This is a genomic window from Stutzerimonas stutzeri RCH2 (assembly GCF_000327065.1).
Classification (GTDB): Bacteria; Pseudomonadota; Gammaproteobacteria; order Pseudomonadales; family Pseudomonadaceae; genus Stutzerimonas; species Stutzerimonas stutzeri_AE.
Map to the genome: position 1 here is coordinate 3,108,348 of NC_019936.1, position 16,225 is coordinate 3,124,572.

At 65.6% G+C, this 16,225-nt stretch carries 15 protein-coding genes; 10 read left to right on the forward strand and 5 right to left on the reverse strand.

The features are described 5' to 3' along the window. Positions 1-32: 32 nt before the first annotated feature. The gene (locus PSEST_RS14185; RefSeq protein WP_015277666.1) at positions 33-1,181 is read right to left on the reverse strand and encodes a PQQ-dependent sugar dehydrogenase; all 1,149 of its coding nucleotides are present in this window, start codon (positions 1,179-1,181) and stop codon (positions 33-35) included. 178 nt (positions 1,182-1,359) lie between these two features. On the opposite strand from PSEST_RS14185, the gene PSEST_RS14190 reads away from it, so the two are divergent. The 4 genes from PSEST_RS14190 to PSEST_RS14205 all read left to right on the forward strand — a co-directional run bounded on the left by PSEST_RS14190 (position 1,360) and on the right by PSEST_RS14205 (position 3,869). After that, entirely contained in the window at positions 1,360-1,539 is a 180-nt protein-coding gene (locus tag PSEST_RS14190) for a hypothetical protein (protein ID WP_015277667.1), read from the forward strand. A gap of 77 nt (positions 1,540-1,616) precedes the next feature. Next, complete coding sequence (locus PSEST_RS14195; protein WP_015277668.1) at positions 1,617-2,342, forward strand: RNA pseudouridine synthase; 726 nt, start codon at positions 1,617-1,619, stop codon at positions 2,340-2,342. A 129-nt stretch (positions 2,343-2,471) separates the two neighbouring features. Next, the gene (locus tag PSEST_RS14200) at positions 2,472-3,242 is read left to right on the forward strand and encodes an ABC transporter substrate-binding protein (protein WP_015277669.1); all 771 of its coding nucleotides are present in this window, start codon (positions 2,472-2,474) and stop codon (positions 3,240-3,242) included. Between the two features lie 78 nt (positions 3,243-3,320). Then, a complete protein-coding gene (locus tag PSEST_RS14205; RefSeq protein ID WP_015277670.1) occupies positions 3,321-3,869 on the forward strand; it encodes a hypothetical protein in 549 nt (182 codons plus the stop codon). Positions 3,870-3,894: 25 nt separating this feature from the next. Here PSEST_RS14205 and PSEST_RS14210 read toward each other — a convergent pair whose 3' ends face one another. Next, positions 3,895-4,083 (reverse strand): hypothetical protein, encoded by a 189-nt coding sequence (locus PSEST_RS14210; protein ID WP_015277671.1) that lies wholly within the window; start codon positions 4,081-4,083, stop codon positions 3,895-3,897. Between the two features lie 180 nt (positions 4,084-4,263). Here PSEST_RS14210 and PSEST_RS14215 point away from each other — a divergent pair, with 180 nt between their 5' ends. Beyond that, the gene (locus PSEST_RS14215) at positions 4,264-5,127 is read left to right on the forward strand and encodes a DUF6279 family lipoprotein (protein WP_015277672.1); all 864 of its coding nucleotides are present in this window, start codon (positions 4,264-4,266) and stop codon (positions 5,125-5,127) included. Between the two features lie 17 nt (positions 5,128-5,144). Here PSEST_RS14215 and PSEST_RS14220 read toward each other — a convergent pair whose 3' ends face one another. Next, complete coding sequence (locus PSEST_RS14220) at positions 5,145-9,503, reverse strand: DEAD/DEAH box helicase (protein WP_041757032.1); 4,359 nt, start codon at positions 9,501-9,503, stop codon at positions 5,145-5,147. A gap of 117 nt (positions 9,504-9,620) precedes the next feature. Here PSEST_RS14220 and PSEST_RS14225 point away from each other — a divergent pair, with 117 nt between their 5' ends. Both PSEST_RS14225 and PSEST_RS14230 read left to right on the forward strand, forming a co-directional pair. Beyond that, the gene (locus PSEST_RS14225) at positions 9,621-9,926 is read left to right on the forward strand and encodes a hypothetical protein (RefSeq protein ID WP_015277674.1); all 306 of its coding nucleotides are present in this window, start codon (positions 9,621-9,623) and stop codon (positions 9,924-9,926) included. 9 nt (positions 9,927-9,935) lie between these two features. Then, entirely contained in the window at positions 9,936-10,634 is a 699-nt protein-coding gene (locus PSEST_RS14230) for an SDR family oxidoreductase (protein WP_015277675.1), read from the forward strand. 2 nt (positions 10,635-10,636) lie between these two features. Here PSEST_RS14230 and PSEST_RS14235 read toward each other — a convergent pair whose 3' ends face one another. Continuing rightward, positions 10,637-11,452 carry an OBAP family protein gene (locus PSEST_RS14235; RefSeq protein WP_015277676.1) on the reverse strand — a complete coding sequence of 272 codons (816 nt, stop codon included), beginning with the start codon at positions 11,450-11,452 and terminating at the stop codon, positions 10,637-10,639. Positions 11,453-11,601: 149 nt separating this feature from the next. On the opposite strand from PSEST_RS14235, the gene egtB reads away from it, so the two are divergent. Genes egtB through PSEST_RS14250 form a run of 3 tightly spaced genes read left to right on the forward strand, consistent with a single transcriptional unit; the run spans position 11,602 to position 15,644 of the window. Beyond that, positions 11,602-12,897 (forward strand): ergothioneine biosynthesis protein EgtB, encoded by a 1,296-nt coding sequence (gene egtB / locus PSEST_RS14240; RefSeq protein ID WP_015277677.1) that lies wholly within the window; start codon positions 11,602-11,604, stop codon positions 12,895-12,897. Between the two features lie 2 nt (positions 12,898-12,899). After that, on the forward strand, positions 12,900-13,862 hold the full coding sequence (gene egtD, locus PSEST_RS14245; RefSeq protein WP_015277678.1) for an L-histidine N(alpha)-methyltransferase: 963 nt from the start codon (positions 12,900-12,902) through the stop codon (positions 13,860-13,862). A 3-nt stretch (positions 13,863-13,865) separates the two neighbouring features. Further along, on the forward strand, positions 13,866-15,644 hold the full coding sequence (locus tag PSEST_RS14250) for a S8/S53 family peptidase (protein ID WP_015277679.1): 1,779 nt from the start codon (positions 13,866-13,868) through the stop codon (positions 15,642-15,644). Positions 15,645-15,650: 6 nt separating this feature from the next. Here PSEST_RS14250 and PSEST_RS14255 read toward each other — a convergent pair whose 3' ends face one another. Further along, the gene (locus PSEST_RS14255) at positions 15,651-16,124 is read right to left on the reverse strand and encodes a MarR family winged helix-turn-helix transcriptional regulator (RefSeq protein WP_015277680.1); all 474 of its coding nucleotides are present in this window, start codon (positions 16,122-16,124) and stop codon (positions 15,651-15,653) included. Positions 16,125-16,225: the final 101 nt, after the last annotated feature.

Sequence of the window (16,225 nt, forward strand, 5' to 3'; positions counted from 1 at the left end):
GGCGGCACCGACCGTGCCGCCATGCCTGCAGATCACTCGGCCTGCAAGCCCACCTGCAGCAGCTTGCCGTCGCCGGCGTCGGTCAGCAGGTAGACGTAGCCGTCGGGGCCGACCCGGACATCGCGGATGCGCGCGCCGAGATCCTTGAGCAGGCGCTCCTCACCAACGATACGATCGCCATCGAGCCGCAGGCGAATCAGCGACTGGTCCACCAGCGCGCCGATGAACAGGCTGTGTTGCCAGGCCGCAAAGCGCTCGCCATCGTAGAACGCCATGCCGCTGACGCCCGGCGACTTCCCCCAGACATGATGGGGCTGCTCGGTACCCTCCACCGCCTTACCCTTGGCCTCGGGGATCGGCAGCATGCTGTAGTTGATGCCGTGGGTCGCCAGCGGCCAGCCGTAGTTCTTGCCGGCCTGGGGAATGTTCACCTCGTCGCCACCGCGCGGGCCGTGTTCGTTAGTCCAGAGCACGCCGCTCCACGGGTTGAGTGCGGCGCCCTGCTGATTGCGGTGGCCGTAGGACCAGATCTCCGGCCGCACGCCCTCCTGGCCGATGAATGGATTATCGTCCGGCACGCTGCCGTCCAGACCGATGCGCACCACCTTGCCCTGGTGCTTGTCGAGGTCCTGCGAGGTCGGTCGCTGATTGTTCTCACCGAGCGCGACGAACAGATGTCCGTCGTTATCGAAGACCAGCCGCGAACCGAAGTGGATGCCGGTGGACAGCTTCGGCAGCTGGCGGAAGATGACTTCGAAGTTCTCGAGCTTCGAGTGATCATCGCTCAGCCGCCCACGCCCCACCGCGGTGCCGGCCTTGCCCTGTTCGCCCGCCTCGGCGTAGGTCAGGTAGACCAGACGATCGGACTCGAAGTCCGGAGACAGACGCACGTCCAGCAGCCCGCCCTGGGCCTGGGCGAATACTTCAGGTACGCCTTCAAGCGGCTTGGAGCGGCTGCCGTCCAGCCCGACCAGTCGTAAACGACCGGGCCTTTCGGTCACCAGCATGTGCTCGCCGTCCGGCAGAAATGCCAGCGCCCAGGGATTCTCGAAGCCCGCGGCGATCTCGCGGACCGTCACCTCGCCGGCCTCACTGGGATAGCGCTGCGCTTCGGCGAAAACCTGGAACGAAGCGGCAATGGCGAAACCGCAGAGCGTGGTGCAAAAGGCATGACGCAGCATGATGGTCCTCCGGATTGTTCAATGTCGCGAAACCTGCGTAGCCGCTTCATTGAAGACCAGACGGCAGCCTTGGTGGTTGCCAAAAACGCATCAAGAAATGACGGGGCACAAATAACTGAACAAAATTTGATCAAATCTGTATAATGCCCGGTTCGACTGATTAAAGGACAAGCGACCCATGGCTACGAAAACCACCAGCGCCAAGCGCAAACCCGAACCCGCCTCTGAAACCAGCCAATCCCTTGCTGCGCAAATGGCGGCATTCCTCAAGGCCGGCGGTGAGGTCCAGACCATCCCCAACGGCGTCAGTGGCCAGACCAACGGTCCGTCCCGCCAGATCACCATCAGCAAGAAGTGATCATCTGAACCGCTTTCGGCGAGCCTGCAGTTTGGCTCGCCGCGTTCAACCCCTCCTTTCTCGTCTTCGAGCGCACCATGACTGACCCCGTACGCCTTGCCAAACGCCTCGCCGAGCAACTCGGCTGTTCCCGGCGCGAGGCCGAGCTGTATATCGAGGGCGGTTGGGTAACGGTCGACGGCGAACTCGTCGAAGCGCCTTTCCTCAAGGTCAGCCCCCAGCAGCGTATCGAGCTGCGCGACGGCGCTACAGCGCGGGAAATCGCGCCTGTAACCCTGCTGCTGCACAAGCCTGCCGGCCTGGCGATCGACGTCGATGCCGACAGCGTGCGCCGCGTCTTGGTGGCCAGCGAACACTGGAGCGACGACCCCAGCCGCATCGAGCCGCTGCAGCGTCATCTGCTCCAGCAGAACATCCTGCTGCCGCTGGACCCCGAGGCCAGCGGCCTGACGGTGTTCAGCCAGCAGCGTGAAGTGATCCGCCTGCTGACCAGCACGCGCGACAAGCTGGAGCAGGAATACGTCGTCGAAGTCAGCGGCGAAGCCGAAGAAAACGGCTTCGCGCTGCTTGCCAAGGGCATCGGCCATCGCGGCAAGATTCTGCCCAAGGCCAAGGTCAGCTGGCAGAGCGAGAACCGCCTGCGCCTGGTGATCAAGGAACCTGCGCCCGGCGAAGTCCGCCTGCTCTGCGAAGCCATCGGTCTGCGCGTACTGGCCTGCAAGCGCATCCGCATCGGTCGCCTGTCCATGGCCAAGCTGCCGGTCGGACATTGGCGAATCGTCGGCGAACACGAGCGTTTCTGACGCCTCTGACTACGCCTTCGGCAGCACCGATCGGCGGAGCGCACTTGCGTTACAGGTAACGCTGAATCAGTCTTGAGCGGCTCGTTGCGGCAGATCGCCACGACGGTTCCTTCGCCGAACAGGATCGCGATGCCGAAACTGCTGCTCTTGCTGCTGACCCTGTTTCCACTGCATATCCTGGCGGCCAAGCCTGTTGCCGTCTGGGCATACCAGCCTTCACCGCCTTTCGCCTCCGAGCACAACCCGGGTCTTTCCGAATCCCTGGTGCAGCTGCTCAATGAGCATCCGACGAACCAGGGTCTCTACGACTTCAAGCTGACTCAGCTGCCGCGCAAGCGCCTCGATGCCCGCCTTGCCGCCAACGCGCCTGGCGTGCTGCTGTGGGCCACACCCGAGTTCTTTCCCGAGCGCCTGACCGCCAATGCGAGCTGGACCCGACCACTGCTGTGCGACATTCAGGATTTCGTCTCCCGCAGCGACGCACCTTTCGACTACAAGGGGCCGCGCTCGCTGCACGGCATGCGCCTGGGTGGTGTTCTTGGCCACCGTTACCGGGAACTGCAAAACGACATCGACCGCGGGCTGATCCGGCGCGAGGACGTGCACAGCGATCTGCAGAACCTCAACAAGCTGATGTCCAGGCGCATCGACGTCGCCCTGATGCCCCGTTCCTCCCGGCTCTTCTACGGTCTGACCGAGGTCGCGGACGCGCAGCTGCACGTATCGCCCAGCCCACTCTACATTTTCGATCGACATGTGCTGATGACCGCCAGCCTGCCTGCCGAGACCACGCAGTTCGTCCAGCAGCTCATCGCCGACCTGCCGCACAGCGCGCGCTGGCAGACGCTACTCAGACGCTACGGCCTGCAACAGATGAACGCGCCCTGCTCCACCTACTGAGCGAACGTAAGCGGCGCTGGCGAATCGAAGCTGGCACGGCCCATACTGGCAAAAAGAGAACGGAGTACCAATTCAGCCATGAAAAAGGCAATGCTGTTCGGCCTGCTATTGACCCTCGGCGGCTGTGCCAGCCAACCCTGCGATGAGTCCCGTAGCGACAGCTGCCGTGCCGAACGCCTGCTCTATCAGAACGATCTGATGCAGGCGAAGATTCTGATCTCCATCGCTGACGAAGACAGCTACGAATTGGCCCAGGCCCTGCTCGACCGCAGTGCGAAGCTGGACCGGCGTGGCGAGACCGAGTTCTATCAGGCCTTGCTGCTGATTCGCCAGGGCCCGGAGACTTCGGAAGTGCTGGAGTTGCTGGAAAAGGCCAAGAGCAAGGGTCATCCCCATGCGGTGGCACTGCTCTACAAGATCTATGGTGAGCCGTACCTGCTCACCGAAGCCGATGTACTGCGCGCGGAGTACTACCGCGAAGCCTACGGCGAGCTGGATGTCGCTCGCAGCGGCTATCCGTCATTCGACAAATCGCTGGAGCTGGTCAACCAACTGGTCGCGCCGCCGCCACCATCGGTGCCATACCAGGCGCCGTGCCCGCAGCACTGCCTGGATCAGTCGCGCTAGCTACGGGCTGCGGCGTGTGTGGCGTTCAGGGTGCCGGGGTTTGCGAGATGCGTGGCTCTTCCTTGCCTTCGGCCACGGCGCGGGCTTCTTCTTCGGTGGCGTAGGGGCCAGCGACGACGGTGCCGTTCAGTTCCACTACCCAGCACACGGCCCAGGTCGGGCGCCAGGCTTTGGGTACGTCGTCGCCGCTGAGGTGCTTGATCTGAGAGGTCATGGCATTTCTCCATCATTGCTGGGATAAGACGGCCGCCTCGCCGCGACAAGGCCGGCCCCATGCAATGCAGACCACAGGGCGGCCGTCTTTGCTCGTCCGGCACGACGAAACGGCCCAGCGAACGAACCCCTGGCAGCGTCACGGCTCTACACAACAGGCGCCGCACAGCGAGGAGAGACGATGCGCACCACCACCCGCCTGCTACTGCTGACGCTGCTCACCGCGCTGCTGATCTCCGGTTGCAGCCGCGCAACCCTGGTCTATCGCAACCTCGACATGCTGGTGCCCTGGTCGCTGAACGATTACCTGGACCTGGATCGCAGCCAGCAGCGCGACCTCCGCGAACGCTTGCGCCAGCACCTGGCCTGGCATTGCAGCACGCAGCTGCCGGAGCTACTCGCCAGCCTCCAACAACTGGAACGCGAAAGCGCCAGCGGCCGGCTCGAGCGCGAGGATCTGGCGCCGCATTACCACGGCGTTCGCGAAGCCATGCACAGCATCGCCGTGGAGGTCACCCCCACTGCCACCGACTTGCTGCGTGCACTCAGCGATGCTCAGGTTGACGAGCTGCGCCGCTCGCTGGCAGAAAACCGTCGCGAGCACCGGGAGAAGTACCTGGAGCCGCCCCTGGAACAGCAGATTCGTGAGCGCGCCGAGCGCATGCAGGAGCGCCTGCAGTACTGGTTCGGACCGCTCAACGCGGAGCAGCGCCAGCGCGTACTGCTCTGGGCGCATACCCTTGGCGAGCAGAACAGGCGCTGGCTGGACAATCGTGAACGCTGGCAGCAGATGCTGCTCGCTGCCGTCGAGAAGCGTCACAGTGACGACTTCGACGCCCGCATTGCGCGGCTCTTGCAGGAGCGCGAAGCGCTGATGAACGACAGCGATCGAGCAACCCTGCAACGTGCCGAACGGGCCGGCCTGGAGCTGGTTGCCGACTTGCATACACTCGCCGACGATGGCCAGCGTGCGCACCTGACCAACCGACTCGCCCAGCTGCAGACGGATTTCGGCAGCCTCAAGTGCCTGCCGCCGACGGCCTGACGAGCGCGCTCGGCGCCCTAACGTCTAGCCGATAGCAGCAGGCGACGCGCCTCGAGCTGCCCGGTTTCGTCCAGCTCGACCAGCCATTGCGGCTTGCCGGCGACCAGCACCGCCAATGGCGTCCCGTCACGGTAAAGAATCCGATTGGCCGCAAGCGCTGGCACCTTGCTCCCGGGCAACAAGGTACCGAGCTGATTCAGCGGATCCACCGCCGATACCGCCAGCATTTCTCCCGTCAGCGGCCGCTTGCGCACTTCGCGCAGCAGGCCGACCGCCCCGGGCAGGGCGAACTGCTCACCGGCCACACCGGCGACAAAGCGCCCGCCGCGGATCTCTCCCCGCGCCTCAAGCCGGTGATAGACCCGCAACAGTTCGCGCCAGGGCGGCAACCAGTCGGCCTCACGCGCCAGCAAGCGCCAGAACACCACGCCGTAGCGGCGCAGCAGTACACGGGCGATATGCTCCAGCGCCTCGGCGTCGACCTTGGCCGGGCGCGATGCATCGTTTGCCGTGCCCGGCTTGCGCACCAGCGCCCAGCGGCCGGCATCGTCCATGCCGCCGATGAAGGCACCGCCACGGCTGCGCCGGGCCGCTCGCGAGCGCTTGCTGGCAGGTGCCAACAGGCTGCGCAGACCGGCAAAGCTGTCCGCATTCACCAGCCCCACCGCCACCAGTTCGCCAAGGGCATCCTCCAGCTCGCTGCGCAGCAAATGCGCGTCATGTTGCAGCTCATCGAAGAACAGCGCGCCGTGGGTCTGCAGGTAGTCGAACACCCGCTGCGCCCGCGATGACAGTTCCGGCATCGGCGCGTCACCTGCCAGCGCATACCAGGCTGGCAACTGGCGGCGCGGCAGCAGCACGACGGGCGTGCCACGCACCGGTCCGCCGCTAGCCTTGAGCCGACCAGCCAGGCGCGTCCAGACGATGCGCCCGGAGCGGCACAGTTCGTCCAGCCAGGTGCCGCCGTAGTCTTTCAGGCGTGTTGGCAAAAGATCGGCTTCCCAGGCCGCGGCCGCTGCCTGATAGCCCTCCAGCTGCTCCACCACGCTGGCCAGCGCCTCACGACCCTGCATACGCGTGGTCGCGGACAGATGCTGCCAGTCGGCGAGAAAGCGCATGAAATCGGCACGCTCGACCGGCTCGATCTCGCGCCGGAGACGCTTGACCGTATAGCGATGGATGCGCGCCAGCAGATGCCGCTCGCACCACTCGTCCTCTACTGCGCCGGCGCTGAAACGGCCGCGCATCACATAGCCCTGACTTTCCAGGCGGATCAGCGCCATTGCGACGGCAGAGGCTGGCAAGGCCAGCGGCCGCGCAATCAACGACACGGGTAAAGGGCCGAAGCCGCTCAATCGAGCGCGGATCAGCTCGACCAGCGCATCCTCTTCCGCGAGCGGTTGGTCGTACCCGACGGGCGCCTGCAGATGCGGCTCGAAAGGGGCCTGCGGATAGATCGCGCGCAACAGCGCCAGCCGTTCGAGCGGCAGCCAGAGGACGCGGTCGTGGGCGATCTGCATGCGCGTCGCCCGCCCGGCACGGGCCAGCTCAGTCAGCCACGCCAGCCACTGTGGCTGCGCGGCGGCCTCGGCTTCGGCGATACAGCCCAGGGCCGTTAGCGCTTCGTGCATCTCGTCGGCATTACGCGCCTCGGGCCAGGCTTCCTCACGCACCGCGGCAATCGCCTCAGGGTCCAGCGCGCCAAGGTCATCGCTGGACTCCGGGTCGCTCCAGCGCCGCGCCAGCACCGCCTGGGTACGCCGCTCTTCCAGCGGCGCGTCATCGAGAAAGGCGTAGGGCCGCGCGCCGAGAATCTCCATCGCCAGCGGTGACGGCGCCGGCAGGTCCCGCGCCAACAGCTCGATCTCACCGCGCTCCATGCGGCGCAGCAGCGCGAGCCAACCTTCGCTGTCCATGGCCTCGTGCAGGCAATCGTCGAGGGTCTGGCGCACCAGCGGATGGTCGGGAATTTCGCGCTCGCCGACGATGTTTTCCAGGCAGGCCACCTGATCGGGGAACACCGTGGCCAGCAGGTCTTCACTCTTCATGCGCTGCAGCTGCGGCGCCACCTTGCGCCCGCCGGCCATGCGCGGCAGGGCCAGCGCGGTGGTGGCAATCCAGCGCCAGCGTACGCCGAACAACGGTGCATCCAGCAGCGCCTGGATCAGCACCTGCTCGGCGCTGGCCGAATGCAGGTAGCGCCAGACGTCCGCCAGCGGGAAGCTGTGGCTGGTGGAAAGCGAAAGGATGATGGCGTCTTCGGTGGCCGCGGCCTGCAGCTCGAAGTTGAAGGTGCGACAGAAGCGCTTGCGCAGCGCCAGCCCCCAGGCGCGGTTGATGCGGCTGCCGTAGGGCGAATGAATGACCAGTTGGGTGCCGCCTGGCTCGTCGAAGAAGCGCTCCATGACCAGCCGCTGCTGGGTTGGCAAGGCGCCCAGGGCCGAGCGGGCGCGGGCCAGATATTCGACGATCTGCCGCGCGGCGTCGTCCGAAAGGCCAAGGCTGCCAGTAAGCCAGTCGATGGCCGGCGCCAGGCGCGAGCTGGCGCTTGAAACGACGCCCGGCGACTTGGCGGCGTCGTCCGCCGCTGTTGCGGCATCGTGCAGCCGTCGATCGATCTCATCGCGCAACCGCGCCACGGCAAAGGACAGCTCGTCGCTGCGCCCCGGCGCTTCGCCCAGCCAGAACGGAATGCTCGGTGGCATGCCCTGGGCGTCCTCGACGCGCACCCGGCCCGACTCGATCTTGAGGATGCGATACGAGGTGTTGCCCAGCTGGAACACATCGCCCGCCAGGCTCTCAATCGCGAAGTCTTCATTGACGGTGCCGATGTTCAGCCCCTGCGGTTCCAGCAGCACGGCATAGTCGGCATTGTCGGCGATGGTGCCGCCGGAGGTCAGCGCGGTTAGCCGCCCGCCGCGCCGGCCACGCAGGCTTCGTGTAGCCAGGTCGCGATGCAGATAGGCGCCGCGGGTGCCATGGCGGGTGGTGTAGCCCTCGGCGAGCATCCGCAGCAGCGCCTGGAAGGTCGCTTCGTCCAGCGCGGCATAGGGCATCGCCCTGCGCAAAAGCTGGAGCAACGCGCCCTCTTCCCATTCCCGACAGGCCACCTCGGCGACGATCTGCTGCGCCAGCACGTCCAGCGGCGCCTGCGGAATCTTCAGTGTGTCCAGCTCACCGCGGCGCACGGCGTCGAACAGCGCGGCGCACTCGATCAGGTCGTCCCGCGAGCCGGGAAACAGCCGGCCTTTGGAGACACCCGCCACCTGATGCCCGGCCCGCCCGACCCGCTGCAGGAAAGCCGAGATCGAGCGTGGCGAGCCGAGCTGGCAGACCAGTTCGACATCACCGATGTCGATGCCCAGCTCCAGCGAGGCAGTCGCGACCAGTACCCGCAACTCGCCGCGCTTGAGCTTCTGCTCGGCGCTCAGCCGCTGTTCGCGGGCCAGGCTGCCGTGATGCGCAGCGACCACCTCTGCCCCCAGCCGCTCGGCCAGATGCCGGGTGGTGCGCTCGGCCATGCGCCGCGTGTTGACGAACACCAGCGTAGTGCGATGCTCGCCAGCCAGTGCCGCGAGGCGGTCGTAGACCAGCGCCCAGGCGTCGTTGCTCATCACCGCTTCCAGCGGCACCGACGGCACTTCCAGCGCCAGGTCGCGGGCGCGGCCATGGCCGATGTCGACGATCTCGCACGGCCGCTCGACGCCGGCCAGAAAGCGCGCCACCGCATCGATCGGCTTCTGCGTAGCCGACAGGCCGACACGCACCAGCGGCCGATTGCAGAGCGCTTCCAGTCGCTCCAGCGACAGCGCCAGATGGCTGCCGCGCTTGTTGCCGGCGATGGCGTGGATCTCGTCGACGATCACGCTCTGCACATCGGCGAGCATTTCCCGCCCCGACGCCGAGCTGAGCAGTACGTAGAGCGATTCCGGCGTAGTCACCAGGATATGCGGCACGCGCTTGCGCATCGCGTTGCGCTCGGCCTGCGGCGTGTCGCCGGTACGCACCGCCGTGCGGATTTCCAGCGGCGGCAGGCCCAGACGTGCCAGTTCCGCCGTGATTCCGGCGAGCGGCTCTTCCAGGTTGATATGGATGTCATTGGACAAGGCCTTCAGCGGCGAGACGTAGAGCACCCGCGTCGCGTCGGCCAGGCCTCCCTCGGCCAGCCCCTGCTGCACCAGACCATCGATGGCCGCGAGAAAGGCGGTCAGGGTCTTGCCCGAGCCGGTCGGTGCCGCCACCAGTGTCGAACGACCGGCGCGGATCAGCGGCCAGGCAGCCGCCTGGGCCGGCGTCGGCGCGGGAAAACTGCGGGAAAACCAGCCCGCTACGGCGGGGTGGAAACGGCCAAGCGGACCGGCGGATGAGATGCTCATGTCGATGAATATGGTGGCGCCCCCGGCATTGCACAAGCGACAGCCGGTCGGCGATAGGGAAACGGCCATGACATATGGCGGTCAACTTGAAACATCCGCAACGCAACGGAGACGACCATGACCACTACCCCGCTCAGCCTCGACAACGCCATGCAACTGGCCTCGGAAGCCTTTCTGCCCTGCGGTTGCGTGACCAGCGCCAACGCCGAGGACGATAGCTTCGGCTTCACCGTGATGAACGGCAATGGCGAGGAAATCACCCGTGTGGCGCAGGTGCGCGACTACGCCGACCCAATGCGCGTGGCGCAGGTGATCGAGCAGACCCGCCAGGAGCTGATCGGCAAGGGCTGCACGCTGGAACCCTGGACGATGCCCTTCATCACCGATGACAGCGCCATTCCGGAAACCACGCCGAACTACTGAGGAACGACCATGAGCGATCCAGTGCTGCTGATCACCGGCGCCTCGTCCGGTATCGGCGCCGCAACCGCGCGACTGGCCGCAGCCGCGGGGTATCGGCTGGCGCTCGCCGCACGCTCCGAGGACAAGCTGCAGCATCTGGTCGACGAGATCGGGCCGCAGCGCGCCCTCGCCATTCCCTGCGACGTGACCGATTACGCCGCGCAGCGGGCCATGGTGCAACGCGTGCTCGATCACTATGGCCAGCTCGACGCCGTCTATGCCAACGCCGGCATTCCCGGCAGCGAAGGCGGCTTCAGCGGCGCCGATCCCGAGGTGTGGAAAACCATGCTGCTGACCAACGTCTACGGCGTCGGGCTGACCCTGCGCTGCAGCCTGGCCGCGCTCAAGGCCAGCCGCGGCCATCTGCTGCTCACCGGTTCGGCAGCCGGGCGCTTCGTCATTCCCGGTTCGATGTACAGCGCCAGCAAATGGGCGGTGACCGGCATGGGCCTGAGCGTGCGCGAGGAACTGCGCGGCACTGGCGTGCGGGTCACGCTGATCGAACCGGGCATGGTCGACACGCCACTGTTCGACCAGCCGCCCGCCTATGCCCTGCAACCCGAAGACATCGGCCGCGCAGTGGTCTACGCGCTATCGCAGCCGGCCCATGTCGACGTCAACGAAATCCTGATTCGCCCGACGCCACCTGTGGTAGACGGCGATCAGTAACCTCAGCGCTCATCGCTGCGCTGCTGCTGTTGTTGCAGGCGTCCCGACTGATTGACTTCCGACCGCCCGGCAGCGTCGCCGTGGCGGTGCTCGCCGGCGCCGTGTACCCGCTGCAGCTGAATCACCTCGCCCTTCTCCCAGGCATTCGCCGCCGGATCGACGCGGGGCTGCGGTATCGATTTACGGCTGCGGCGAATGGCCTGGGTATCCACGCCGAGGCGCTGGTCACGGGCCGTCTCCAGCGCCGGATCGAGCTGACCGTCCGCGGTAAAGCCCATCATCAGCGCCGGGATACCGTAGGGCAGCTCCTTGTCGCGGTCGGTATGCCAGGTGTGCCAGGTCTTGCCATAGGTGCTGACAACTTGCTCCATCAGCTGCTTTTCCGCGATCTGCGGCAGGCCGGGGGCGACCAGCGAGCCGGACATCACCTCGTAATCGTGGCTGTGCCAGAGCTTCTTCTCGTCCTCGGGCAGTGTCGCGAACAGGCGCGCGCTGATGATGTATTCGACGCCCATGAGCTTGGCATCGCTGCCGTTGCCATCGTAGATCAGCGCCTGCATCACGTCTTCATTCAGCCGCGTGACGTAATGGTGCGCCTCCATCTGTCCATCCATGTCGCCGTTATAGAAGTGAAAGCCATTGAGGTACGCGCTGACCGCATTCAACGGCGCCTTGCCCTGCAACAGCTTTGCGCCGGCCTCCAGCGTGCGCGTTTCTGCGCTTTTCGGCGCGCCCGCGGCGGCCGTATAGGACGCCGTATTGTGCTGCCCACAGGCAGCCAACAGCAGCGCGGAACTCAGAACGAATAACTGTCGCATGGCTCGATCCCCTGCTTTGCTCATACAGAGTGACCAGGGCGCCGCCGGTTCTTCTTCAACATTGCCAGGCCGGCCGGCAGAAACTTTTGCCCGGCGCACCGGGTCGCTATGGGAGGCCGTTTCGGTCGTCAAACCGTAGGGGGACAGCCATGGGCAACCTGGCAGAGCAGCCACATCCGCATCCGGCACTGGCAGAGCTCGATCTCTTGCTGCAGCGCTACCGACAGGTTCGCGCCACCAGCGAGGCGATCTGCACACCGCTGCAGGTCGAGGACTACGTGATCCAGAGCACACCGGAAGTTAGCCCGCCGAAGTGGCACCTGGCGCACGTCAGCTGGTTCTTCGAAACCTTTCTGCTGTTGCCCTACCTGCCCGGCTACCGACGCCTGAACGATGCCTACGACTACTTGTTCAATTCCTATTACCAGACTCACGGCCTGCCGTTTCCGCGGACGAGCCGCGGTGTGCTGTCCCGCCCGGGCGTGGATGAAATCTACCGCTACCGCCGGCATGTCGATCAGGCCATGGGCGAGCTGCTGAGCAACCCGCCTCGCGAGCAGGCCGCTGAGATCGTCCGTCGCGTCGGCCTGGGCCTGCAGCATGAGCAGCAGCATCAGGAGCTGCTGCTGATGGACATCAAGCACATTCTGGCGCAGAACCCGCTGCATCCGGTCTATCGCCATGACCTCGCCAAGCCGCAGCCAAGCGGCCCGGAGCGCCCGCGCTGGCACGAATTCACTGGCGGCGTGCAGCACATCGGGCATGCCGGCAACGACTTCGCCTTCGATTGCGAAACCCCGCGCCATCGCCAGTTCGTCGAAGATTTCCAGCTTGCCGAGCGGCTAGTGAGCAACCGCGAATACCTGTCGTTCATCACTGATGGCGGTTATGCCCGTCCGGAGCTGTGGCTGTCGGATGGCTGGGATCTGATCCAGCAGGCCGGCTGGAACGCCCCGCTGTACTGGCTGCGCGAAGACTCCAGCTGGCACGAAATGACCCTCGGCGGCCTGCGCACGCTGGATCTGGAAGCACCGGTCTGCCACATCAGCTACTACGAGGCCGATGCCTATGCCCGCTGGGCCGGGGCACGCCTGCCGAGCGAAGCGGAATGGGAAGTCGCCGCCGCTGACCAACCGCTGCGCGGCAACTTCCTCGAAAGCGACTACCTGCAACCGGTCGCCGCCCTGCCGGGGCACGACGGCCCAAGGCAACTGTTCGGTGATGTCTGGGAATGGACAGCCAGCGCCTACCTGCCCTACCCGGGTTTCCGGCCGCTGGAGGGCAGCCTCGGTGAATACAACGGCAAGTTCATGTCCGGCCAGATGGTGTTGCGTGGCGGTTGCTGCGCCACGCCGGAATCCCACGTGCGGGTCACCTACCGCAACTTCTTCCAGCCGGCGATGCGCTGGCAGTTCGCCGGGCTGCGCCTGGCCAGAGGGCTCTGAACATGGCGCTGGCAATTCATTTCCACGATCAGCTGCAACAGCCACACGACGCCTCGCTGCGCGACGAAACCCTTGCCGGATTTGCCGCGAAGCCGAAATGGGCTTCACCAAAGTTCTTCTACGATCGCCGCGGCTCCGAGCTGTTCGAGCAGATCTGCCAGCAGCCGGAGTACTACATCACCCGCACCGAGGAGCAGATCCTCGCCGGTGCGGCCAATGACATCCTCGATATCGCCGGCCCGCACAGCGACCTGATCGAACTGGGCAGCGGCGCGAGCCGCAAGGTCCGCCTGCTGCTGGAGGCGCTGCACCCAACCAGCTACCTGGGCATCGACATCTCCGAGGACTTCCTGCTCAGCAGCACCCAGCGCCTGGCTGCGGACTACCCGTGGCTGGAGGTGCATGCCGCCTGCACCGACTTTTCCAACGAGTTGAACCTGCCGGATGACTTCAGCAGCGAACATCCGCTGATGTTCTTTCCCGGCTCGAGCATCGGCAACTTCACCCCAGGCGAGGCCGCTGCCTTTCTGCAGCGCTTGCACGACGTGCTGCCGGCCGGCGGCGGGTTGGTGATCGGCGTCGATCTGGTCAAGGATCGTGCGGTGCTGGAAGCGGCCTACAACGACCGCGCTCATGTCACAGCCGCCTTCAACCTCAACCTGCTGCAGCGCATCCGCAACGAGCTGGACAGCGATATCGACCCGTCACGCTTCATCCACCGCGCCTTCTACAACGAGGCCGAGTCGCGCATCGAGATGCACCTGCTCAGCCCCGAGGCGCAGGACGTGAGCATCGAGGGCCGACGCTTTCATTTCGATGCGGGGGAAAGCCTGCACACCGAGAACTCCTACAAGTACACGCTCGAATCGTTCGCCGCCCTGGCCGGTGCATCCGGATTCGACTGCCTTGGCCAGTGGACCGATCCGCGCGACCTGTTCAGCGTCAACTACCTGCAACGGCGTTAATCAATGACAACCCGTCAACTCACTGGTCTTGCCCTCGGCCTCGGCCTGCTCAACGCGCTCTATACATTTCCCGCCACCGCGCAAGACCCGATCCGCGTCACCCAGCTCAAGCGCTGCGGCGATCTCTTCGCCGAAGACGCGCAGAGCTGGTGTCTGAGCGCCAGAGGCCTTCCACGTGGCGAGGTGCAGCTCTATCTGGATGGCAAGCGGCTGAATGCCGACACGCTCCAGCGCGACCGCGACCAGCTGCGCCTGACGCTCGCGCCGGATGCAGTACGCAGCGCTCCGCTGTGGCTGGAACACGATGGCAAGCGCAGCAACCCGGTCTGGCTCTCGGCCGGCCGCAGCCAGGTGCTCGCCGCCACGCCCGACGAAGTGGCGCGCAACATGGATGACCTGACCACCTATGTCGATCTGGTCAGTCTGATCATCGAGGAGGATCACCAAGGCCTGGACAAGGCGCGCCAGCTTGCCGAGAAGTACGGCGCCGAGGTGGTCGGCGCCATCCCGCCGTTGAACACCTACCAGCTGCGCCTGCCGGTGAAGGACCTCACCGAGCGCGACGCCATGGTGCTGCGCCTGGGCAGTGAGGTGGGTGTGGATGCCGTGGTTATCGAGGAATCGGCCGCCGAGAACGACGAGCAGGAAACCGGCAAGAGCGCGGATCAGAAGCGCCCGCAGAACCGCGAATGGGCCGCCAATCGCTTCCTCGACGCGGTGGACTACTACCGCGAACGCATTCCCGCCGGCCAGCGCGCCGGCGAAAAACAGCCGGTGCGTATCGGCATCATCGAGCGTGCGGTGGACTTCGATGCCCCGCATTTCGCCGAGTACCTCGGACCCTGCGATCCACAACAACAGCGCACCTGCCTCTACGCCCGCGACGCCGACCGGCCGGACAATCACGGCAGCAGCGTCGCCGGCATTCTCGCCGCCCACGCCAGCGATGCCCGCGACCAGGGCTTTCTCAGTGCACTGGACGGCACCGGACCGGGCTTCGAGGTGATCGTCGAGCGCAATTCGGATGCCGGCATCACCGCCAACGTCGCAGCCTCGGTGAATCTGGTCGAGGACGGCGCGCGCATCCTCAACTGGAGCTGGGGCATCCATCGCATCGGCACGGTGGATGTGGAAGGCGAGCCGGTGGACTCGCTGCTGCGCTCGGGAATTGCCATGAGCGGCTACGAGGAGCTGCTGGAGGAATTCTTCCTCTGGTTGCGCCGCGAACATCCCGACGTGCTGGTGATCAACTCCGCCGGCAACGGCTCGGCCCACTCCGGGCGCGACGATTACCGCCTGCCCTCCTCGTTCATTACAGAGCAGCTGCTGGTGGTCGGTGGCCATGAGCGCAACGACCAGAAAAAGGTCTCGGTGGAACACCCGGACTACGTGCGCAAGCGCAAGTCATCCAACGTCGATATGCGCGTGGACATCACCGCAGCCGCCTGCACCCGCGCCGCCACGCTCGATCCCGAACAGCGCGGCGACGTGCATTGCGGCACCTCCTACGCCACGCCGCTGGTAGCCGGCGCGGTGGGCGCGATGCTGTCGGTCAATCCCGAGCTGGCACCCGACCAGGTGCGTGAGTTGCTGCGCCGCAGCGCGATGACCATCGGCCGCGACTCGGATTTCGAGCCCGCCGAGGCGGATGACCTGACCGCGCCGATCCTGCCGTCGGAGCGTGGTTACCGGCTGGATGACAACGATGTCGGTCGCTCGGCACGGCTGGACATGCGCAAGGCGCTGGAACTCACCGTGAAGAGCCTGGAGAACACGCGCTAGGTCGCTTCACTCCATGTCGCCGCACAGCTCGGCGGCACGCAGCAGTGCGGCGGTAAGCGCGTGGCGCTCCCATTGCGGCAAGGCGGCGAAACGCGCGCGGAATTCCGGCGCCAGCAACGCTGGCGCCTCCTGCAGCAGTTCCCGGCCGCTGTCACTGAGCAGCAGCCACTGGCGGCGGCGATCCTGATCATCGCGCTGGCGCTGCAACAGCCCGCGCTCTTCAAGGCGATCGAGCTGGCCGGACAACGTCGCAGCGGTGAGGCTGACGCGTCGGCTCAAGGCGCTCGCGGTCATCTGCCCGTCGCTCGCCAGCACCTGCAGGATCATCAGCTGTACCGGGCTCAGCCCGCCGTAACGCGCCAGCCGTTTGGCATGCACCTCGGCGTCCTGCTGCAACCGGCGCATGGCCTGGAACAGCGGCATTTCGAACGCGTCCAGCACAGCATCATTGGTTTCGCCTGAAACTGTCTTTTCGCTCATTCTAAAGCCTTCGCACGACCAGTAACTTTGACATCAAAGCATTTTTTTGCTTTGGTGTAAAAAGATGACTGAGCCGAGCCAGGCCGGATCGACGCCGCTGC